Genomic DNA, 24717 nt, shown 5'->3' with positions numbered 1-24717 from the left:
GAGAGCCATTTCGCCGCAAAATTGTTATTGCTCCTTCCTACATCGAAGGACAGTCCTGGTTGATGCGAATATGCCGGGAATTAGGGCCGGTTATGAATGTGGAGGTCCAAACGGTTCAATCCTTTGTAAGAAGTGAGGTTCAGTTCTCCCTGTATCAACAAGGGCTGACTTTCATCGGGGAACAGCGGTCCTTTTGGATTATCCATCATGTCATGGAACAAATGGCTTCCAAGCCGGGTTCCTACATCTCCATGGATCAAGTAAAGCCTGGTATTGCCATGCATGTTCACCAAGCCATTATGGATCTGCGCCGTGCCGGAGTGAGAGCGGGGGAGCTTCGAGACTACCACTTTATGAGCCAGCAAAAAGGCAGCTATGTCAGAAAGGTGCTGTCAGCGTATGAGCGCTTTCTGAATCAGCGGAGCTGGACCGATTTCCCCGGCCTTTTGTCGCATATACCAACCCAATTGCAGGAAAACGTGGAGCTTATTCTGCCAGACCCTATGCCGCTTCCACCGGTTTCCCCCCGGATGATGGAGCGGTTGTCAAACGGACGGATGACAAGGATTATTGCGGATTCTTTCTTCACTGACATTCAATCCACAATGCCGTTCGAAGAGGTTCAGTTCTATCATGCGACCGGAAGGATGGCGGAGGTTCGCGAAGCATTGAGACGCATTATTCAGGGCCGGATGCCATTGGATGAAGTGGAGATGATCGTACCGAATGCGGAATATGCGCTGGCCATTTTGACCATGTGTGCTTCTTTCGGTCTTCCCTGTTCCTTTGCAGACGGGCTGCCTGTGATTACATCCGGAATGGGAAGAGCCGCCCATTTCCTGCTGAACTGGCTGGAGTCCGGTTATCAGGTGCGGCAGCTCGTATCAATGCTGCAGCAGCAATTGATCACGTTCTCCGATCGTGACCAAGGAATAACGAATGCAGATTGTATTCGAGCCCTGGAGAAAAGCGGAATCGGCTGGGGGAAAGAACGGTATATCAAGTTGCTAGAGTCAGAAGTTGTCCGGTCCCAAGGGGATTCAGATGAAAAACCCGAAGAACGGGAGCGGACGGAACAACAACAGCGGGATGACGAGATCAAGAAGCATCTGACAAACCTCCTAGGAGAATTGTTTCCAGACGAAGCGGCGCTCTCCTCTCCTAAGGGAATCTGGGGATGGCTCGTTAACATCTTGGATCGATTTGGTGTATGCGGAACGGAAGAGGATGCGATCGTCCTGCAAGAAATGAAAGGTATCGCTAAAGAACTGCAGGAATGTCCTGTTCCGGACTCGATGCCATTTCAGCAAATGCTCTTGTATGCCCGAGACATGCTGCAGGAACTTCGAGTCGGGGTGCAACGGTTACCCAAGCCCGGATTCCTGTACATATCGAGTTTGTCGAACGGGGGGATCAGCGGGAGAAAACATACGTTTCTTCTCGGGATGGATGAACATTCGTGGTCCGGGAATATCAGGCAAAATCCCATGCTTCTCGATGAAGAGTGCGGACGGATCGGTGCCGGGCTTCAAACAGCCGTGCAGAGACAAAGAGATCGGCAACGCCTTCGTGATGGTCGGCTTGGGATGATAAGCGGCAATATTACATTTAGCTTCTCGTCGTATGACTTGGCAGAAGGAGCGACAGCAAGCCCGGCTTTTCAACTTCTACAGGTATTCCGAAAAGTATCCGGAGAAACGAATGCGGACTATGAGATGCTGCACCGAAGCTTAGGCGAACCTGTCGGGTATTTGGATGTAGAGCAGCCATCCTCTACTGAGCTAAATGGACTGCCATTGGACGGCTCTCATTATGTCTTCCGACAAATCCATGCGAATGTAAACCTTATGAGGGACCGGCAATCCTTCATCGAATCGGTCTATCCGTTGCTACGTCAAGGCAGACTTGCACTCGAGGCACGCGGCAGCTCGCAAGTGACGGAGCATGACGGATATATAGCGGGGGATGAATGGGCTGATTATTGGAAAGGCCGGGACGAACGGACGCTTAGCGCAAGTCAATTGGAGAAGTACGCGGAATGTCCGATGCGGTACTTTTTCCAATATGTGCTCAGGATTCGCGTGAAAGATCAGGTGACTTTTGATCGTACCTCCTGGCTGAAGCCGAATGAAAGAGGCTCGCTGCTGCACGAGGTTTATCGTCGTTATATGACGGAAGTCAGCGCAAGTAAAGTCATGCCTATTACACACGATCATGCCCGTTTGCTTCGTATTGCGGAGGAGACGATTCTCTTATATGCCGAGCGGATTCCAGCACCGAGCCCTCATGTGTTTGAGAGGGAGCGGCAAGCGATGCTCCGGGATGTGGACGTGTTCTATCGCATGGAATTGCAGGCTAAGACGGCTCCCCGGTTTTTCGAACAAGAGCTCATCGTGGATGGCCAGCCGTTGCACCTTGAGCTTGGCGAGGACATGGCGATTACGCTGCGCGGGATCGTCGACCGGATCGATCAAGTTGCGCCGCATCAATATCGAATTATCGACTATAAGACCGGCAGTCCTCGGCCTTACAAGGAAAATGGCATGTTCGCAGGCGGCACGCAGCTGCAACATGCGCTTTACGCAATGGGGACGGAGCTTTGGATGCGGCAAACGGGTGTGGATTCTGATGCAAAAGTGCTTGAAGCGTCTTACGTCTTTCCAAGCGAACGGGGGCACGGGCAAGTGATTGCACGTTCGCAAACCGAACGGAATCGAGTCACCGAGGTGATCCGGGGAATCCTTTTGTCGATGGAACAGGGATTGTTTATTCCCGCTTCAAATCCTGGGGTCTGCCGATATTGCGATTATGCGGCTGTATGCGGAGATCATGCAGAGATGATGGCCGATAAACGAAAGGATGAAGCGAATTCGGAGCTGCTGCACACGCTGCTGGAGGTGGAGAACATTGAATGAACCATCCGATCAACAAGCTAGAAAGAGGATATTGGAGGAGCTGAACACGACCTTTCTGGTAGAAGCCGGTGCAGGCTCGGGAAAGACAACCAGCTTGGTCGGCAGATTGCTGGCGCTCATCGAGACCGGAACGGCTAAGATGGAGCATATTGCGGCGATCACCTTTACGAATAAAGCGGCGGATGAGATGAAGGAGCGTTTCCGTATTGCTCTGGAGCGGAAAACGGCTGATGTTGAAGGCGAAACTAGAGAACGAATGGAAGAAGCTTTGGCCAATCTGGACCAAATCTTTATTGGAACGATCCATGCGTTCTGTTCCTCCATGCTTCGCGAGCGACCGATTGAGGCCGGATTGGACCCTTCTTTCGAAGAAATGGATGATGAAATGAATCGCGCGTTCCACGATCAATGCTGGGATGAATATCTGATTCAGCTGCAGGAGGAAGATAGTGAAGCACTTGCCTCCTTTGCCGAGGTGGGAATCGACGTCAGCATCCTGAAGAATGTCTATGATCGGGTATCCCTTTTTACGGATCTCCAAATCCCTTGCGAACCGGTTCATTGCCCTGATTTCAACCTCATCCGGCTCTCCCTGCTTCCCATGATCGAAGAAGCCAACAGGTTTCTACCGACAGTTGAACCGGAAAAAGGGTGGGATAATCTTCAGGCAAAACTGCGTACTGCTAATCGTATGCTGCGGTTGTCGGATGAGCAGGACGATATGCTGATGCTTACGCTCGCGAAGATGTTTGACTTTAAACTGGATGTGAAGCAATACAAATGGACGGATAAGAAGCAAGCCAAAGCCATATCCGAACGATTTCACGATTGGCAGATTACGGTCCTGTTCCCCTTTCTTCAATCGTGGCGGGAATATCTGTATCCGAAAGTCATTCAATTTGTCTTGCCTGCATTGGAGTATTGCAGAGAACGGCGATTGCAGGCAGGGAAGCTGAACTTTCAGGATCTGCTGATGTATGCCTGCCGTCTTCTGCGTGATTACCCGGAGGTTCGCGCATTTTTCGCCGGGCGCTACCAACGGCTTATGGTCGACGAATTTCAGGACACCGACCCGGTCCAAGCGGAAATGATGTTTCTCTTAACGGGGGCCGGCGATGATCCGAATGAACGGAATTGGCGGAAGCTTACTCCAAAGCCGGGTTCCTTGTTCCTCGTGGGAGACCCGAAACAGTCCATCTATCGTTTCCGCCGCGCGGATATTTCCATTTATAACGAGGTTAAATCGCGGATTCAAGCATGTGGAGATGTGCTTCACTTGACCAGCAATTTCCGATCCGTCGATGCGATCGGCGATTTTGTGAACGGGCAATTTATCGGCAAGCTTCCCGTCCGGGAAACCGATGTTCAAGCGGCGTATGTCCGGATGGAAACGAATATACCAAATCCAAAGGGGAATAAGCGCGCGGATCACGGGGTTTATGCACTCACTTACCCGAAAATTCCCGGAGGCAAGGATGAAGTGGCGGCGGTTGACGCACAGCGTATTGCCGCATACATCGCGTGGGCTTGCCGCGACGGAAATTTGCTTATTCAGGAGCGGGATGGCGCATCCTGGGTGTTCAGAGAGGCACGGCCCAGTGATTTTCTGGTTTTGACAAGCACAAGGCATTATTTGCATCTATACGCGGAAGAATTGGAGGAAAGGGGCGTTGCCGCAGAAACCGTAGGAAGCTCCGCTCTATATCCCGAGATTCATACGTTAGGACAATTGGCCCTCTACCTGGCTGATCCGTCCGATCAGGTGGCGATGCTGAGCGTATTGCGCGGACCTCTATTCGGGATTAGCGACAAGGAACTAATGGCGTATCGTGTTCAAGGGAATGCGTGGTCGATCTACCGGCTGCCAGAGGAGTCAGCAGAACAGGATAATCGAGTTGTCGCTGCATGCCGGAAACTGCGGGAATATGTCGGCTGGGTGAAAGAATTGCCTGCATGGGCAGCCTTGTACCGCATTCTGGAGGATACTGGTCTTTTGCCTTATTCCACGGTGCAAGAAGCAGGAGCAAATCGGTCTGGAACACTGCTTAAGATGTTGGAGCGATTGCAGCGTGACGCCATGCTCGCATCGGATTGGCATGAACTGGCGCATGCGATTTCGGCCATTCGGGAGAGCCAAGGTATGGAAACCGCCAGTCTCTACACAGGCAAAGGGCAAGCGGTACGGATCATGAACGTGCATAAGGCAAAAGGGCTTGAAGCGCCTATCGTGTTTCTCGCTTGTCCTTGCGGGGAGAAGGATCATGACGCCGACCAGTTTGTTGATCGCTCGGAGTCCGAGGCTCAGGGCTATTTCTTGATCCAGCAATCGAAAGGGTTTCAGAAAGAAACGATTGCCCAGCCGGTCGGCTGGGAAGCGATGAGCGTGCGGGAACGAGCATTCATGCATGCGGAGCGGGATCGACTTCTCTATGTCGCGGCGACACGAGCGAAACAAATGCTAGTGGTCAGTCTCTATCCCGAACAACCTGCCAAGTGCCCGTGGAGTTCACTCATGGATGGGATGGAGCTAATCCGGGAGTTGGATGTTCCGGAATCGGATGTTCAAACAGATGAGTATGATCGGGAACTTGACGGAGATATTGTAATTGGGACAACTTCATCTGGTTTATCCGAATCCGAAGCAGCATCCATTGATCTAGGTGCTTACTTGGCCCAGAGAGAGCAGGTGTTCCATCAACTGCGCCAGCCAACTTATGCGGAAGCAACCGTTACCGGGCTGACGAAAAGTACTGGTGACACACCGGAATGGTCAGCCACTGGGAGGGGCCAATCTTTCGGCAGCGTGATCCATAAGGGACTTGAAGCAGTTGGGAAAGGTCTTCCGATGAGCGAATTGCCTGTATACGTTCAATACCTCTGCCAGACCGAAGGAGTATCAGAGAAGGACGCGACTGATGCCCTGCCTATTATTCATGAAGTTCTAGACAGTGAACTCTGGCAGCGTAGTCTGAGAGCGAAGCAGCGATTGTTTGAAATCCCGATTATGATGGTTCAGAGCAATGGGGAGACAATGTCTTATCCCGCAACCGAGCAGGCGATGTCGGAAACAGCTGCCGCTGCATTGACGCATCAGTCCAATAACGACGGCAATCTCTTGGTGAAGGGTGTAATAGATTTCGCTTTCGAGGAGGAAGAAGGCTGGGTGATCGTCGACTTCAAGACGGATCAATTGAATGAGAGCAAATTGGAGCAGTTTGTTCGGTTTTATGCGCCGCAAGTGCAGGCTTATGCTAAGGCCTGGTCTGAGACGTTTGAGTTCAAAACGAAGGAAGCTGGGTTATATTTTGCTAGTTTACGGAGATTTGTAGCGGTAGCTGTTAATTCCGAATTGTAACTCTATTTCCACTCATACATCCACTCATACATCAAACTACCGATGATATTAGAGTATAATGCGAACATATACTCGCTGACAAATATATGTCAGCGATATTTTGTATAATAGTATATGAGCTTAAGTAATCCAGGGCAGGAATACACCATTAGGCTGTCGAAATATAGTTCTTGAGATCCGATTTTGGAATTCGAATGCATGGATGACCGGAGTGAAAGTATGGCGAGTTTACAAGAATCGATTGCTTTGGAGATCAAGACTGCTAGAACTAAACGAAATAAAATGTTATTTGTTGTGGTGAGTCGGATTTCACAAGTAGAGTTGCAACGTGCCATTCATCAAATGGAGATTCCAATCCTTAACGTAGGCTTATTATTGTCTGAGCAACTACGACTACTTCCTCCAGAAAAAAGGCCTTTCGAAGTAGGCAGGATACTTCGATCACTTTTAGCAGGGGAAAACAAGAATGTAGTCTTTCTTGACCGTATTGAGTATCTATTCGATACAGAATTGAAGCAGAATCCCGTTCGTTTGTTTGAAAATTTAAGCGGGAATAAGACGCTTATCGTTCATTGGCCAGGAACTCTGGAAAGTGGCTCTTTAACATACGCAACACCCGAACATCCTGAATATTATCAAAGCGATAACTCGTATTCAAGTTATGTTATCGAAATCTAATATAGAAGGGGTTATTGTGAAGTATGAAGTATCGCGAACTTGTTCAGTTTGAACCCATTCGCTCCATTATCGAATTAAGAACCGCTGATGATAGCATTATTGATAATTATGTCATTTCTAACCGGATGGCAGAAGTACTAAATGATATTATTATCGAACAACTACAATTTGATCGTCCTATTGACCATAAAGGGATTATGGTTGTCGGAAATTATGGAACGGGTAAATCGCATTTGATGAGTGTGATTGCTGCACTAGCTGAACATCCGGGTACGAGTGGCCGTTTGCAAAATCAGACAGTTGCAGCCAAGGCCAAAGAAATCGAAGGAAAGTTTAAAGTGCTTCGAATCGAATTCGACGGTATTGATATGCCGTTTCGCGAAGTGCTGTTTCGGGAGATGACGGAATACTTACAAAGCATTGGTGTTAACTATGAAATGCCAGAGCTTTCTCAAGTTGTCAGCAATAAAGATGAGTTCGTCAAATTGATGTCTGTTTTCCACGAGACATATCCGGACCATGGATTTCTTCTCATTATAGATGAATTGTTGGATTACTTGCGCAGCAGGAAAGAACAGGAACTGATGCTGGACCTTAACTTCCTCCGGGCCATGGGCGAGATTACACAGTCGACAAGGTTCCGCTTTATGACCGGCGTGCAGGAAATGCTGTTTGATAATCCGCGATTTGCCTTTGTAGCTGAGCAATTAAGAAGAGTTAAGGAACGTACGGTTCAGGCTATTATTGCTCGTGAAGATATTGAATTTGTCGTTTCGCAGCGGCTACTTAAGAAGAACGATACTCAAAAAGCTTATATCCGCGAACACTTGCAAAAGTTCGCTCCATTGTATGATAAGTTAGGGGAGCAACTTGAAAAGTATGTAGAACTGTTCCCGATTCATCCGGCTTATTTAACTGCGTTTCAGAAGGTCAAAATTGCGGAGAAACGCGTTGCTCTAACTACGATTAGCGATGAGATTGAAAAACTTCTCGATCAAGATATTCCGGCAGACAGCCCCGGGATTGTTTCTTTTGATAGCTATTGGACATATATACAATCCGATAGCACATTGCGTTCAGATCCGGATGTTCGGGAAGTCATGGAGAAAGCAGATGTCCTGCTGGACAGGGTCGAATATGCATTCCAAAAACCGTCATACAAACCGATGGCCAAACGAATCGTTCAGGCTCTATCTGTCTTCCGACTTACAACGGATGATCTGAGGGTTCGAATTGGAATGACACCCTCGGAAATGCGGGACCAATTGTTCTTGTTCGATAAAAACTGTGATATGGACGTAGAATTTCTCGATGCTACTGTTGAATCAACGTTGAAAGAGATATTGAAGTCTGTTAGCTATCAATTTATTTCCACGAACCAAGAAAATGGACAGTATTATCTTGATCTAGACAAGGATGTTCCTGTAGATGATCACATTGCAAGTAAAGCGGAAACGTTAAGCGGAGAGCAATTAGATCGTTATTACTTTCAAGTATTAGAACGGGTGCTGGAATGTTCACCTTCTACTTATGTTACGGGTTATCGAATCTGGCAACACGAGCTGGATTGGTATAGTCACAAAGCAACAAGGCCGGGTTATCTTTTCTTCGGAGCGCCTAATGAACGTTCCACGGCTCAGCCGGAGCGGGATTTCTATATCTATTTCTTACAAGCTTTCGATGTTCCAAAATTTAAGGATGAGAAGAAGCCGGACGAAGTTTTCTTCGTGCTTGATACGAAGGATCAGACGCTGTTCCATAATTTGAGGCAGTATGCCGGGGCTAAGGAAATGGCGTTAACGGCTTCAACAGCTACGAAGGGGTTATACGAAGAAAAAGCTAACCATTACATTAAGGAATTAACCTCGTGGTTCAAGGTAAATATGCCAACCGCGTTTAAAATGACTTATAGAGGTATTACGAAAAAGTTGGCAGATTGGAGCTTTACTGCACCCGTGCAAGCGACAGTTCGTGAAATCGTGGACACCGCGGCCGATGAATGCTTAACACAATGGTTCGAGGAGAAATATCCGGATTACCCTGTATTTCGAACAGACAGGACATGCCTGAAATGGGATGTATTAAAGACTACTTATATTCCGGAGGCGTTAAGCTCGATCCAATCAGCTACAAAAACTAAAACGGCTAGGGCGATTCTGGAAGGACTTGTATTGCTCGATGGCGATAAATTGAACGTTCAAAAATCCGGATATGCGAATTGGATTATGCAGCTTGTGAACTCCAAAGGTCATAATCAGGTTGTTAATGCTTCTGAGCTGCTGCATACGGAACGAATCGCCGGCGGGATAGAAGTAAAGAGAACGGTACAGTTTAAATTAGAGCCGGAACTGCTGGCGGTATTGTTGGTTGCGCTTGTATATAGCGGAGATATCGTCATCACAATCAACGGCACGACTTATGATTCAATGAAACTTGATGAATTAATCCGTTTGAAAGCAGAAGGCATCATGGAATTTACTCACATTAAGAAACCTTCTGATTTGCCGTTAGCGGAATTGCGAGCATTATTTGATCTGTTTACCATCAGTCATGGACTTCTTCAACCCCAATCCCAAGCAACTGGGGTCGCTCAGTTGCAAGTGGAAGTCGATAAGTTGTTAAAAGAGATCGTAAAGTTGGAGCAGGATATTAAATCTGGGATTCCGACATGGGATTTTCCGTTGCTTTCTGAGACGGAAATTAGAGAGAATCAGCAAAAACTGCGAAAGCTAAACGAATTTTTGCAAAGCTTGACTGTATATAATACACCGGCCAGGTTGAAAAACTTCAAATATACGATTGCTGACATTGAGTTAATGCAGGAACATATACAACTGGCTAAGCAGTTGATAGCATTAGAGCAAAAGGCAATCGATGTAACGCAAAAGGCGCAGTACATTGTAAATGCGCTCAACCACGTACAAGTGAAGCATGAATGGCATGCGAAAGCGGAAGGTGCATTAGAAGACGTTCTTCATGCTTTGAAAGCAGGAGGAGATTGCCAGAAAGAAATTCAAAGCTTACAGAAGCTGAAAGAACAGTATATCGATCTATATTACGCGATGCATAGCAGCGCTCGACTCGGTATTACCGATCAGAACAAGAGGGATCAACTACTGCAAGATGGCAGATATGCTACATTCCGTCAATTAGCGAGTATTTCCATCTTGCCTTCAAGACAACTGGAGGAATGGAAATCCAAGTTGGATCAGCTAAAGTTCTGCTGGAATTTGAAGAAAGATGACTTGGAACATGCGGTCATTTGTCCTCATTGCCGATATCGCCCGAAGGATGAGCCTTACATTCAACAAGTTAGTATTGCTAAGCTGAATGATGAACTTGATGAATTAGTAACATCCTGGACGGGGACTGTAGTTAATACACTGAATGATGCAGAGATAAAAGAAAGTATTTCGTTACTTAATGCTGAGCAAAAACAATTAATCGAACAATTCGTCCAAGACGGAAAATTCTCTTCCCCTGTAGACTTAAAACTAGTCCAAACATTGAAGGACTTGTTCGAGGGGATACGTAAAGTTGAACTGTCAGTAGATCAATTGGTCCAGATGGCTGGGAATGGCCATCCATTAACAGTGGATGAGTTGAGAAGCCGATTTGAAGCACTTGTCAGAGATCATATAGGAACCGGCAACGGTAATCGAGTTAGGATTTTACTGCGGAAAGGTGATATACAGAATGGCTGATAAGGTTGAACAACTTGAGTTCCCCGATGAAAATCAAACAGCCCAAACAGGTCCGGTGACCTGTTTGGGCATGACTTTTGAAAATGATGAAGCCCGCCGCGCTTACTTTACGGAAGAGTTGAGAAAGAAGCTGCCGGAGCTTAGAAAGATCGAAGGATTTCCAATCGGTGAAGATGAGGATATACTCGCTCTATCTGATCCGCCATATTATACGGCGTGTCCGAATCCGTGGATCAAGGACTTTGTTAAAGAGTGGGAATCATCGAAGCCTGAAAAACTGGACGAGCAGCATTATCGCCGTGAGCCTTTTACTGCGGATGTAAGTGAAGGTAAGAATGATCCAATATATAATGCGCATAGCTATCATACAAAGGTTCCTCATAAAGCTATCATGCGTTATATTCTTCATTATACGGAACCAGGTGATATTGTTTTTGATGGATTTTGTGGAACTGGAATGACAGGTGTGGCGGCTCAAATGTGCGGGCACCGCAGCGAGATTATGAGCTTGGGGTACTCGATTAACTCATCCGGTGAAGTTATGGATTCTTCGGGAAATTTGATATCGAAAATAGGGGAAAGAAACGTCATCCTAAATGACCTTTCTCCTGCAGCAACCTTTCTATCCTATAACTATAATTCAAGAGTTGATTTGAATAAGTTCGATAAAAATGTAAAGAAGATTATCAACGAAGTAAAAAAAGAATGGAATTGGCTGCTCGAAACGGATCATTTACTCCCAGATGGGAATTCTGCAAAAGGCGAAATCAATTATATTGTTTGGAGTGATGTTTTTATTTGTCCTTCCTGTTTGGAAGAAGTTATTTATTGGGATGTTGCCATGCAAAAAGATACGGGAAAAGTGTTGGATGAGTTTTATTGCAATCATTGCAAAGCACTATTGAATAAAAAAAGCGTGGAACGAAGCTGGATTTCATTTTTTGATGACTGTCTTCAGATGACTGTAAAGCAACCGAAACAAGTGCCTGTGCTAATCAATTATTCATATGGTAATAGAAGGTTTTTTAAAGCCCCGGATGTATCGGATCTTTCTTTAATAGATAAAATTAACGATACCCCCATACCTTACTGGTATCCGGTTACAAAGATGCCCGAGGGTGATGAATCAAGCCGAAACGATAAAATCGGCATCACGCATATTCATCATTACTTCACCAAAAGAAATCTATTGTTAATTTCTGCATTGTTGCATAAGGCGAGCAGGCTCGAACCTCGGGATAGAAAAGCTTTTTTAGGCATATTAACAGGAATTTTGCAAATAAGTAGCAAACAAAGCTCCTTTAGATTCGATTCGCGTAATCCAGAAAATACAGCGGGGGGAATCTTAAAAGGAACTTGGTATATTCCTTCGATTATAAGAGAAGGCTCAGTGTTTCAAAATTTTGAAAGAAGATACGCTTCATTTCAAAAGCTCTATCAGACGAATCATGATTTTCAAAGCGATTTTAGTGTTATAACGACCTCAACCGCATCAGATATACTAATCAATGATAATTCGATAGATTATATATTTGTCGATCCGCCATTTGGAGCAAACATAATGTATTCTGAGCTGAATATTCTATGGGAGTCTTGGTTGGGCATAAAGACGAATGTGACGGATGAAGCAATCATCAATAACTCCCAAAGAAAGAAGTTGAACGAATATAAGAATATTATGTTGAAGTGTTTTCGTGAGTTCTATCGTATATTGAAACCTAACCATTGGATGACGATAGAATTCAGTAATTCAAAAGCTAGTGTTTGGAATTCCATTCGAGAAGCATTAGAACAGGCCGGATTTATAATAGCAAATGTTTCTGCGCTGGATAAACAGCAGGGAAGCTTTAAGGCCGTTACAACAACAACTGCCGTAAGGCAGGATCTTGTAATTTCGGCGTATAAGCCTAATTCAGAGCTAGTAAAGAATGTTGAACGGACGAAGAACACTTCTGACTCCATTTGGAATTTTATTAAATACCATCTGGAGCAGTTGCCGGTTTTTTTGGGGGAGAAGGATTCTGCAGGTGTTGTTGTAGAGCGAACACCTCGTATACTATTTGATAGAATGGTAGCTTTCCATGTTCAAAATGGTTATTCGGTTCCTATTTCTTCGGCAGAATTTCAAACTGAAATTACGCAACGCTTTCCAATGCGAGACGGAATGGTCTTTTTGGAATCTCAAGTTGCAGAATACGATAAAAAACGAATTCAGGCGAAAGATTTTGTCCAACTTAGCCTTTTCGTCTCAGATGAAAACAGCGCGATTGAATGGCTCCGCCAACAATTGCTCAAGAAACCTCAAACGCGTCAAGATTTGCATCCGAATTTCATGAAAGAAATACAACATATTGCCAAGCATGAAAAGTTGCCGGAATTGGATGATCTCCTCGAACAAAATTTCCTTAAGTATGATGGCGAAGGAGAAGTGCCAAGTCAGATCCATGCATATTTAAGCAGCGACTACAAGGATCTTCGCGGCTTAGACAAAAACGATCCAAAATTGAAGGAGAAGGCGAAAAATCGGTGGTATGTCCCTGATCCGAACAAACAAGCGGATTTGGAAAAGCTGCGGGAAAAATCATTGTTGAGAGAGTTCAATCAGTACGTTGAAGAACTTTCGAATAGTAAGAAAAAATTAAAGCAGTTCCGTACGGAAGCGATTCGTGTCGGATTCTACAAAGCGTGGACCGAGAAAAACTATCAACTTATCGTCGATATCGGCAATCGTCTGCCCGAATCAATCCTGCAAGAAGACGAGAAGCTGCTGCGGTACTATGACAATGCACAAACGAAGCTTGGGCTGTAAGGAAGTGAACATCATTGAACGCTTGGCGTCAAAAGGTGCTTGAATGTTTTCAAGCACCTTTCCCCCATTTTACGATGGTTAGCGATCCAGACCAATTGCTCGAAGATGAAAACATCCTTTCTACATTAACGGGGCAAGGATTAGAAATTATAAAGCTTCAGGATCGAGCGTCATTTCGTTACGAAATGGAACGCCGATTTAAGAACAAAGATCAAAATGTAAATTGCGTTGTTGTCAGCCAATTGGAAGACTTAAGAGAAATCCCCTTTGATATATGGAGCAATGCACAAAAGGTTGAGTTGCGGAAAAGCAGTCTGTTTCCTGGGCTTTCTGCTCATATTGTACGCCAATTGGATACACGAACATTGGACTTGTTATCCGGTATAACCATGAGTGGCACGGTATCTTCCGAACGGGCAACGATTGACTTTATCTTAAGACAAGTCTATGGGTTATCCTATGATTCCGTGCATTCTCTATCCGATTGTCTGTTGCTAGCTATGCGTTATCATCGACTTCATTGTGAAGTTCCGGAAGTGATGCAACAATATCTGATTGACGATCTGAAACGTCGAATAACGGATGTTCCTATTCAAGATTGGATATCCTCACATCACGCTTTTGTGCAGTATCTGCAGCAGGAGTGGCATGGATTTGTTGAAGACCATTTTCCGGAATCACATGCTTTTTGGGACCCCGAGGTACGTGCAGTGTTAAGCATGCTTTTCATCGAAGGCGATCTGTCCCCTGTTCCGATTAATCTCGATTCTTTCCCGGATGTGTTCTTCTGGGGCGTATCTTATGATGATAAGCGACAGAAAATCGAAATGCTGAAAGAAATAGAGCGACAGGTGGAGACGTTACTTTCTTCCTCACCAGATCGCCGCACCTGGATACAGATCGCTCGTCTCTTTGGGAAGGCAAAAAGTATCTTGTTAGAAGTGCAGCTTGAGGATGAGGACAGCAACCTATTAGTAGACATGGAGGAAAGAGTTGAGGCAGGTTTTGAACAGTGGTTATCGGATCACTATGGATCATTGGCTACGTTAACGGATCGAAATGCTCCGGTAATGGTGCATAAAACGGTTGAGGTGCTCAGGCTGAAGGGACAAGAGAAGGTTGCGCTTATTGTCTGTGATGGGCTGAGTTTTGTTCAATGGGCTCAAATGGAGCGGGAATTAGTGAAAGATTTTCAGTGTGAGGTCTATGGTTCATTCGCGTGGATTCCTACCCTAACTTCTGTATCCAGACAGTCTATTTTCTCTGGCGAAATTCCGCGATTCTTCTACGATTCCATTAACACAACGTCCAAAGAGGAAAAAGCCTGGAAGACAGTCTGGGAAAGAAATGGCGTTCCCTCAGTTTATGTTACTTACGAACGCGGTTTAGGACAAGGAGAATATGATCGATCCAATATTGCAGCATTGGCCAAATCGAACACCAAAGTTGCCGGCCTTGTTATCGATACGATCGATCAACTCACTCACCATACCATACAAGGCCAGTTAGGCATGTATGCTGCAATTGACGTGTGGTTGAAACAAAGATATTTGCAAACCCTTCTTTTGGACTTGTTGAACGCGGGTTTCGATGTTTATCTGACCTCCGATCATGGAAACAAGGAAAGTAAAGGGGTAGGGCGAACAAATGATGGGACACTTCCTGAAACCCGTGGGGAGCGCGTAAGGGTATATCGCGATGTTGTCCTAAGGGATCAGGCCGCAGTACAATATTCAAGTAAACGATGGTCAGGTACGGGATTGCCGGATGACTATTACGTCTTAATCGCTCAATCTGGGGAAGCCTTCGTGCGCGAAGGAGAGATTGTGGTTAGTCATGGCGGTGCAAGCATAGAAGAGGTCATTGTTCCTTTTGTTCATATCAAAAAAAGATGATGTAGGTGTATGATGAAAAAAGCAGTCGGTTTCGATCAAAAAATTCAACTTCATCAGCTTGATTTTATTGCGAATGAAATCCCTAGAATCTCATCAAGGGATGCATTGTACCAATTGGTTGATGAACGGCTCATGGCCGATATTGGAGGAGCAAAATCGCGTGCTAATGCCCGTACGATTTTGTTTAAAATTTGGTTCTTAGTTTCAGACGAGCATATCGAGCTTCGTGACAGGGCATTGGAGATGTTTCAACATGCAACGCGGGAAGAAAAGCTTGTGCTTCATTGGGGCATGTGTCTCCTTGCGTATCCTTTCTTCAAGGATACGGTAGAGCAGCTAGGCTACTTGTTTCACTTGCAAGATGAGGTGACTAGCGAACAGATCGGCCGGAAGATAAAAGGTTTGTATGGTGAACGTCGGCGAGTTGAAGTATCTGTGAATGCCGTACTTAGTTCACTTCGTTCTTGGGGAGTCCTGGATATGGCAAAGCGAAATACTTATAGCATAGCAGCGAAAACAAATATTTCCTCGTCGGAATTAAAAAAATGGCTTGTACAAGTCATGCTTATCGTTACAGGTAAGACGGTCATTGAACTGGGTCATCTATCTGGAGAATCTTGCATTTTCCCATTCGAACTAAGTGTGCTGGAATCTGAGCTCTCGGGCAATCATTTAGAAATTACACGTCAAGGCATTGGCCGGTTATTGGTCGGACTCAAATAAACTCTGCATGCGTGCGCCGCGGCAGAGTCTTTTTACAAAGTGGGTGATCATCATGCTAGTCAAAGGCGATATTGTGCGTGCTTCACAATTTCCGGAAACGGTGGAGATTAACAGCGTTGAACTGGTAGACGAGTATTTTGTTAATATTTCAGCTATTGGACGGGAATCGAATCAATATTACGAATTGATGATCGAACGAAGTGATTTGGAAAACTTTAAGAGGATAAATGAGTCTGTTACATCAGAAATAGTAAACGCGCAAGAGTTGCAACATTATCTACAGTACTTTGTTTTCTCAATGGATACAAAGTATTCCTCCAAGAGGGCTTTGGGGAATAACAAATTGATCCCGCTCCCTCATCAAAACGAAGCTGTATATAGTCGTATGCTTCAAACTCCTCAAATCCGATTTTTACTAGCGGATGATCCAGGGGCAGGCAAAACGATCATGTCCGGCATGCTCATAAAAGAGTTGATGGTTCGTGATCGTATCCAAAGGGTTCTGATTCTTGTTCCGCCACTTGTACTAAAGCAGTGGCAAGAGGAACTTAGTGAGAAGTTTGGGGAGAAATTTTTTATTATCAATCGTTCTACCATCAAACAATATGGGTCTGAAAATCCTTTTCTTAAGCATGACTTATGTCTGGCCTCTATGTACTGGGCAGCACGAGACGAAGTGAAGAGTATGCTTAGCGAAGTCGATTTCGACCTTGTTATCGTGGATGAAGCACATAAAATGGCTGCATATACACACGGCACGATCAACAAAAAGACGTCCAAAACGAAACTCTATCAACTTGGTGAATTGTTGTTGCGCCGTAGTGAGCATTGTGTTTTACTCACCGCTACTCCGCATAAAGGCGATATGGAAAACTTTCGTCACTTGATGAAATTGGTTGATGGAGATATTTTCTCGAGTCTATCTGTCAATGAAACGTTGAAGGAGAAAGCTAATCCATTTATTATTCGAAGATTGAAAGAGAATATAAAGAATTTTGACGGGACACCACTATTTCCAAAGCGTACAGTGAAAACGATTCAATATGAACTCTCTAAGCCAGAGTTACAGCTATATGAGGATGTAACGAACTACGTACGACATTATTTTAATCGGGCTATTCATTCTGGAAGCAATAGTACAGCGTTTGCTATGATGCTTCTTCAACGCCGACTCAGTTCGTCTATTGCAGCAATCGATTTGTCACTACGACGTCGCAGAAAACGATTGCAGCATTTATTAGAGCTGACAGTAAAAGAACGTAAAAAATTTATCGATAAAACAAAAACTATAAATATAGACGAGTATTCCGATGAAGCATTTGATTTGCAAGAAAAGATAGAACAACAGCTTGAGCAAGCCGTAGACCAAGTTGATACGGAGGAGCTTCAAATTGAGATCGACCAATTGTCTCGATTAATCAAGCAAACAGCTTACTTGAAGTCTAATGCAATCGAACGAAAATACGATGAATTGGAACGGACTTTATTTGGTTTAAATGGTTTGCTGAACCAAGGGGAGAAACTGCTCATCTTTACGGAGTCTGCCGATACACTGGAGTATTTGGAGAAGAGACTACTAGAGAGACTCCCAAGAGTGGCCAAGATCATTGGTAAATATTCAATGGATGAGCGAAGAAAGCAAGTAGAACTATTCCGTAATGAATGTCAAGTAATGATTGCCACGGATGCCGGCGGCGAGTCGATCAATCTGCAATTCTGTAATCAGATGATTAATTACGACATCCCATGGAATCCGAATCGATTAGAGCAACGAATGGGTAGAATCCATCGTATCGGCCAGAAAAACGACGTAGCTGTATTTAACTTGGTGGCATCCAATACTCGGGAAGGCGATGTCATGATTCGTTTGCTGGATAAGATGGATCGTATGCGCAACGACCTTGGATCGGATCTTGTATATGATTTTATCGGTGAGATATTTAATGGTGAAGATCACGATCTTCCTTCACTCATGCAAGCTGCAATTTTAGAACGCGAAAATCTAGATGACATAATAGCATCCATGGAACGATCGATATCGGAAGAGCACCAAAGATTGCTAGAGTTTGTCCAACAAGAGCGATTAGCCGAAGATGCATTTGATTTGCCGAAAATGAGACGTGAACAGCATGACATAGCCGTATCGAAACTGTCCCATCGTAGTTATGCTGAATTTGCCGAACAGGTGCTGGTCAGGAACAACATTCGGGTATATTCATCACAACAGGAGAAAGTAAAGCGGATTGATCGGATGCCGAAGTACATCAGAGACCTATGTAGAATTCACAATTTACCCTATAGTCAAATGAATGAGGCGATCCGATTTACACCGTATTCTGAATATTGTGTTGAAAATGTCATGTTGCTGTCTGATGATCACCCGTTATTTCGATTGAGTATGTTACTTGCCCAGAAAGATCAGGACAAATTAACCATTCAAAGATTTATGGTACCGTATCCGATTCGAGAACCGATGACGATTGATGTTTATTTGGTCAATGTTGTTGATGGAACAGGTAAAGAATTGGATGGTGATGTCATCTGCATCGCCAGAAGAGAAGATGGATCGGTGTTTAGACTCGATAATTATTGGTTATTTCAGCAACAGTTTAATGGAGAACCAATCGTATTGGAAGTTATAGATGACAAATCAATGCGATCAGCGGCGATACAGCAAGCAATTGCAATTAGGGATCGAGTGAAGACGAAGCGTAATCAATATTTAAACCGTGTTCTTCAGTATCTCGATCAAACGTTTACGAAGCAAATACATGAGCTGATGGATCGAAGAGCTGAATATGAACGAGATAATCAAGATAATCGTAACAGTGCTTTGATTAATCAATTGGATGCAAGTCTTATTGACATCGAATTGCGAAAAGAAACCCGGCTAACTCAGGTTGAACGACAAAAAAATATTACCATGAAACCGCCGAAACGAATCATGCAGCTAGAAGTCGTTCCTAGAGGAGTTGCGGAAAGGCTTTTTTCTGTAGACTACAAAGAGATTGTAGAAGCCTACGAACGTCAACATGGCAGGAGCAACGTGAAAATGTTTGATCCATTGGCGAGAGTTGATTTCTATAGTGAGCGTTTTAACGGTGAGCCGCGCTTCATTATTTTGACGGACAATAGAGACTTCTTTCCGTCAGAGGAATACCTTGAGGATTTGGCGGACATTGCTGAGTATACGTATGTTTATTATATTCAAGGCAATGTGGTGGTTGATGAGCAAAGATTGGCTCAACGTATTCTTGTATAGGCACCTTCGCAGTAAAAAACGTGCATGCCGACCTTTAATTTGATCGTCAAAAATGAGCGATAAAGAGGAAATCTTCTTTTATCGCTCTTTTTTCTGTACTCATCCATATAAGGAAAGGAAATATGATCCTCTTTTATTTCAAACGGTTAGATCATTAGATGCAGGGAAATACAACCATTTGTTGAACTATTTAAGTAATTTAAATTATTTTAATTTAGGGGAAAGGTGAGATTCTTATGCAACTTTACAGTTTGAAAATTGAAGGCTTTCGAAGGCACCTGGATACAGAAGTGTTTTTCTCGGACGCTACATTTCTGATAGGCGAGAATAATGTCGGCAAGAGTTCAATTTTATCCGCCTTGAACTATTTATTGAATGATATAAAGAGAATCCCGGTAGAGGAATTCTTTTCGTTTCTAGAAGAAGGTACTGCCGCCAATGTTCGTGGTGCGAATAAAATCGTATTGACCGCGGAATTCAGAGAGGTACCAGAAGAAGCACGTAATTGGCGAGGGTTTAAAGGACGTGTTTTAAGATATGAAAAAGAAAATGGTGAAGTCGGCTATAGGGTGGTCTATCGAAAAACATTTGAACCTAGTTCAGATTATGTGGTAGAACTTCGGGAACAAGCTAAGCATGTTAAACAGCAATTCGCAGAGTGTTCTACATTGCAACAATACATTGATGCAGGATTAGACGTTTCTCTAGTAGCAGATAAGCTTACAGGTGTCGAACCAACAAAAAAATTACCACAGAAAGCTCGCCAAATTCTTGATGAGTTGGAGGATGTATTATATGAGTACGATGAGGCATTGGAAGACTGGTTTGAAAATCCAGGAGGAATCCCAGCGAATGTTCTAACCCGGTTGCCAAAGTTCTTACTTATCCCAGCTCAAGATAAAGCGGAGGAATTGTCGGAGCAATCAGGAACACTTACCAAGACATTGGTTGAATTGTTCAATGATGTAAGGGATGCTTCATTCAATTTCAAGGAAGCGCAAAGATATTTAGAGTTGTTAGCAGCAGAGCTCGACCCGGATAATGTAGACAGTGAATTTGGCAGAATGATGAATGAATTGAACGGTGTACTAGGAGATGTATTTCCTAATACAGGATTGAAAGCACGCACTACGTTGTCCGATGCGGATAAGGCGATAAAACCCCAGTTCCAAATTTCGATGTTTAGCAACATCATTACACCCGTCAACTTGCAAGGAACAGGAATGATTCGATCAGCAGTATTTGCGTTACTGCGTTATCGAAATATGAGAGAAGCCCGAAGATTGGAAACAGGTGCCTTTAGGCCGTTAATCATTGGATTTGAGGAGCCTGAAATCTATCTTCATCCCAACGCCGCCAAACAAATGAGAGATACGATATATGAACTTGCTGCAGCACAGAACAACCAGATCGTATGCACGACTCATTCCCCTTATATGATCGACTTAAGCAAACGACCGTCACAAATTCTGAACAATTTGTCCAGAGTGTCGGTTCAGTGGTTTTTCGGAGAACGTGCAGTCATGATTGAAAAAATTCAATGTTTCGCTTTTAACACAAGTGAGGAGTTTCGCAAGTTGCAGGCCGAAGATCAAACGTATGTAAAGATGCTCTTAAAGGTTGATGATTACATTGCCAAAGTTTTTTTTGCAAAAAATGTTCTAATTATAGAAGGGGACACAGAGGATATTGTCTTTCGAGAGACGCTTCAGCGCATGCCTGATCCAATCCGGAAGAATATTGAGTCGAACTGGCAAATCGTCAAAGCAAGGGGAAAGGCAACGATCATCTCACTAGTGAAGTATTTAAAGGCGATGGGAATTCAACCCTACGTCATTCATGATGAAGATCGAGGTAATGAGCGTGCTGAAAGGTTAAATCAACCGATCCTTGACGCGCTGGGTGGTAGTTCGAAGAGAGTGATGCTCTCCAATTGCATCGAAGATGTCTTAGGATATCCTGCGCTATCCAACGAAAAACCTTATCGCGCATACATTCATATCGTCAATAATTGGGGTAGTGATTGGGACTCCTTGCCAAACGCGTGGAAGCATGTGATTCATCAAGTATTTTCAGATTATTTAAAGGATCTTGAAACAGAGGCTCATATGGCGGAGGTTGCTGCTGCAAGTGAGGCATCAGGCAGAGAAAACACAAATACATAAGTGCTAACCAAGCATAAGGGATTAGTTCTTGTTTACGTTCATTGATGTAAAATTGATGTAAAACATCAACAGAAACTGTCAGAAACGAACCAAAATGAGCGGACGCCTGTTGGCAAAAAACGCGTTAAATCAAGGTTCTGCTGATTGCAACAGATTGGATCTGACTATAGGGGGTTCATGCATACGGTGAATGTGGAGTATACAGTGTTACTAATACTGAGTGTAAGGCAAATGATTAAATCCAACGTTTTTACCTCACCCTAACCGAATGAAGGCGGGTAATGTTGTTCTCACCCTTTACTTTAAGCTCTTTTTTCCACTACAATATGCCCAAACAAAGCGGCTAATTAATGCTTCGTTTGGGTTTTTTTGCATTGTTCACAGGACTTACTTCCTATTTTGTCGAATCACCAGTAACCAGTAAAGGGGTTTTATTCCACGAGAACGTATATTCTATGACAGCATGCTGTCGAATCAATATGTTCTAATATGATCAACCGTTATTTGATTTGGAGGGATTGGGTATGGCATTTCTGAAGTGTTCTGAATGCGAGAATATGCTGAAGGCGATTCAAATTTCTAATAAGATCAGTCAAGTCGGGGAGCAACGACTGCTTGAATATTCGCCAACCGGGATCAAATGCTTAGACTGGACTCCTGTAATTGAAAACCTCCGAGGATACGAAGAGGGAATTTACTGCCCTTCTTGTTTTGCTATCGTTCCTTTAGAGAAAGAAGAATTTATTCTATGTGAAGATAACCGAATTCCCGGCGTAGTAAGTCATGAATTTTCATCAGAAGATGTACTGGATAAGCTGAAGGAGTTGGCAGAGGAAGAGGCCGCCGAGATTTATGTACATACACTTCCTGCGAAAGAAGCTACTTTTGCGGATATTCCTGAATCTACACCGGAGCCCATCAAGGACGCCTTACATCGAATGGGAATTACACAGTTATATACTCACCAAGCACAAACAGCCGATGCAGTCCATTCTGGTTCGAATGTTGTCTTGGTCACTTCAACATCATCTGGAAAGACGTTGTCCTATAACCTGCCGATTCTTAGCCGGTTGTATAATCATCCTGAAGAACGGGCATTGTACATATTTCCTACCAAGGCATTAGCTAATGATCAACTAGATCAAATCAGACGTTTTGGTACGGATGAAACGAAGGATCAATCATCCTTGGATGAGTGGTTTGAAACTCAATTGCACTTAGGAGATCGCCTGATTCATATCGGCCGGCTGGATGGGGATACCGAGAATGGGCCGCGGCAGCGAATTATGGAAAAAGCACAGGTATGGATGACGAATCCGGATATGATTCATTACTCCATTCTCGGGCAAGTTCAGAAGGTGAAGTATGCGACCGCACACCACATTCGGAATTATCTGCGGAACCTCAAATTTATCGTGCTTGATGAGATGCATATGTACCGAGGTACATTCGGAAGTCATGTCGCATTGGTACTCAGACGCCTGCTTAAGGTTTGTCGAGAACTTGGTAATACTCACAACATCCAGATTATTACGAGCTCAGCAACGATTGAAAATCCTATTAGATTAGCAGAGGATCTTACAGGTCTTAGCGGATTCACCCTCATCAATACAGATGGTTCCGCCCATCAGAAAAAGGGGATCGTCCTCTGGAATCCCGGTATGTCAGCCGATGAACAAGTCCGCCGCGCGCCTTCTACCGATGCCATTACGATGGCGAAACAGATCATGACTGTTGATCAGAAAGTGATTAAGAGCATCATTTTTCAACCTTCTCGCAGCCAGACTATGGTATTTACCCGTTATATCAAAGACGTCTTGCGCCAGCCTCTCCGACTACCAAAAGAGAAAGTGGACGGAGAGAAACTCGCGGCTTTTTATACTGGAATCCTACCGAATGATACCCGGAAACGAATTATTGAGCGGCTCAAGTCCCACGATATTCATGTCATTATTACGACCAATGCCCTTGAAGTCGGGATTGATATCGGTGATTTGAGTCTTGCCGTTCTTGTTGGTTATCCCGGATCGAAAGCGGCATTCTCCCAACAGATCGGACGTGTTGGCCGCAAAGGCGAGGGTGTTGCCATACTGATCTGGCAGGATGAACCGCTTCAGCAGTATTACATGCGTAACCCGCTTGAATTTATCTATAAAGCTCCCGAGGTAGTTAGGATTAATCCAACAAATTACAAGTTGTTAGCCATGCACATCCCGTTACTAAGAGAAGAGCTCGGGAGAGAAGTCACGAAGGAAGACTTGCAGGACATGTTTCCTGGATTACTCGAAGATTATATTGAGACTGTACTGCAAGTAGCTGCAACAGCTAACGATGAGGCGACCGTTGATGACAAGTTTAGTCTTCGATCAATGTCTGGTAAAAATTACAGCGTAACCATTCGGGGACAAAATCAAACGATAGTAGACAGTTTGGATGAGTGGAGTGCTCTTCGTGATTTTTATGAAGGCGCGATCTATTGGACTCCTGGAGAGAAAGGCTATCGAGTAGACTCTATCAATCGCAGAAAAGGTGAAATTATTGTATTGCCTATTCAAGAACTAACTTATTACACCCAATCTACTTATCGTGATGCCATCGATATTATGCAGACTTACCAGAAGCAAAATATCGAAGGAATCGATATGGCCTATGGTGAACTGGAGATCAAGCGGAGCGTCTTCGGTTATAAAAAAGTTTACTTCGGACAGAAGCATGAATCGGAGCAGGTTCAATTGGATCATCCGTCCGTCACCCGATTTACACCCGAAGGAATGTGGGTTACATTAACGGATTCCCAATGGGGTCATCTGAAGAATAACATCCAGGAATGGGTAGATGAAGGCAGACCCGTTGATCTGTTGGGCGAAGGCTCTCTTCACGCTGCAGGTCACGCTATGACTTCCGTTATTCCTGACCTCATTATTTGTGACGCGAATGACTTTACAGGTTTTTCCGCGAGTGCAATGACGGCTTTTGCTAATCGACCTGTTATCGGATTCTATGGGGAGAATGGGTCCGGCCTCGGAACCATCGAAGCGATTTACGAGAAACTCCCTCATGTGCTACGAAAAGCGCTTGAGCTTATTGAGAGCTGCCCTTGTTCTGAAGGATGTCCTAGTTGCGTCCAGCTCCCCGGTAAAGGGAATATTGAATTGTTCAAACCTGGGGCCAAAATGCTGCTGAAGATATTGATTGAAGGGATCGATTAAGA

10 protein-coding genes are annotated in these 24717 nt (G+C 44.3%); all 10 read left to right on the top strand.

Annotated features, from left to right (window positions below):
• The first annotated feature begins 92 nt into the window (after window positions 1–92).
• The 10 genes from T458_RS33510 (at window position 93) to T458_RS33470 (ending at window position 24715) form a co-directional block, all read left to right on the top strand.
• On the top strand, window positions 93–2915 hold the full coding sequence (locus tag T458_RS33510; RefSeq protein WP_171819353.1) for a PD-(D/E)XK nuclease family protein: 2823 nt from the start codon (window positions 93–95) through the stop codon (window positions 2913–2915).
• Window positions 2908–6270, top strand: a complete 3363-nt coding sequence (locus T458_RS33505) for a UvrD-helicase domain-containing protein (protein ID WP_023554879.1) — start codon at window positions 2908–2910, stop codon at window positions 6268–6270. The genes T458_RS33510 and T458_RS33505 overlap by 8 nt, the downstream gene beginning before the upstream one ends.
• 219 nt (window positions 6271–6489) lie before the next feature.
• Window positions 6490–6948 (top strand): BREX-3 system P-loop-containing protein BrxF, encoded by a 459-nt coding sequence (brxF, locus tag T458_RS55950; protein WP_171819352.1) that lies wholly within the window; start codon window positions 6490–6492, stop codon window positions 6946–6948.
• 23 nt (window positions 6949–6971) lie between these two features.
• On the top strand, window positions 6972–10652 hold the full coding sequence (locus T458_RS33500; RefSeq protein WP_023554877.1) for a DUF6079 family protein: 3681 nt from the start codon (window positions 6972–6974) through the stop codon (window positions 10650–10652).
• Entirely contained in the window at window positions 10645–13461 is a 2817-nt protein-coding gene (locus tag T458_RS33495; protein ID WP_023554876.1) for a DNA methyltransferase, read from the top strand. The genes T458_RS33500 and T458_RS33495 overlap by 8 nt, the downstream gene beginning before the upstream one ends.
• A gap of 14 nt (window positions 13462–13475) precedes the next feature.
• On the top strand, window positions 13476–15356 hold the full coding sequence (gene pglZ, locus T458_RS33490; RefSeq protein WP_023554875.1) for a BREX-3 system phosphatase PglZ: 1881 nt from the start codon (window positions 13476–13478) through the stop codon (window positions 15354–15356).
• 9 nt (window positions 15357–15365) lie between these two features.
• A complete protein-coding gene (locus T458_RS33485) occupies window positions 15366–16079 on the top strand; it encodes a hypothetical protein (RefSeq protein ID WP_023554874.1) in 714 nt (237 codons plus the stop codon).
• A 52-nt stretch (window positions 16080–16131) separates the two neighbouring features.
• Window positions 16132–19341 carry a DEAD/DEAH box helicase gene (locus T458_RS33480; protein WP_023554873.1) on the top strand — a complete coding sequence of 1070 codons (3210 nt, stop codon included), beginning with the start codon at window positions 16132–16134 and terminating at the stop codon, window positions 19339–19341.
• 236 nt (window positions 19342–19577) lie between these two features.
• Window positions 19578–21506 (top strand): ATP-dependent nuclease, encoded by a 1929-nt coding sequence (locus tag T458_RS33475; RefSeq protein ID WP_023554872.1) that lies wholly within the window; start codon window positions 19578–19580, stop codon window positions 21504–21506.
• A 524-nt stretch (window positions 21507–22030) separates the two neighbouring features.
• Complete coding sequence (locus tag T458_RS33470; RefSeq protein WP_023554871.1) at window positions 22031–24715, top strand: DEAD/DEAH box helicase; 2685 nt, start codon at window positions 22031–22033, stop codon at window positions 24713–24715.
• Window positions 24716–24717 lie beyond the last annotated feature (2 nt).

The sequence above is a fragment of the Brevibacillus panacihumi W25 genome, assembly GCF_000503775.1.
GTDB classification, from domain to species: Bacteria; Bacillota; Bacilli; order Brevibacillales; family Brevibacillaceae; genus Brevibacillus; species Brevibacillus panacihumi_A.
The sequence above is the reverse complement of the archived record's forward strand: the minus strand, read 5'-3'. Positions and strand labels throughout refer to the sequence as shown.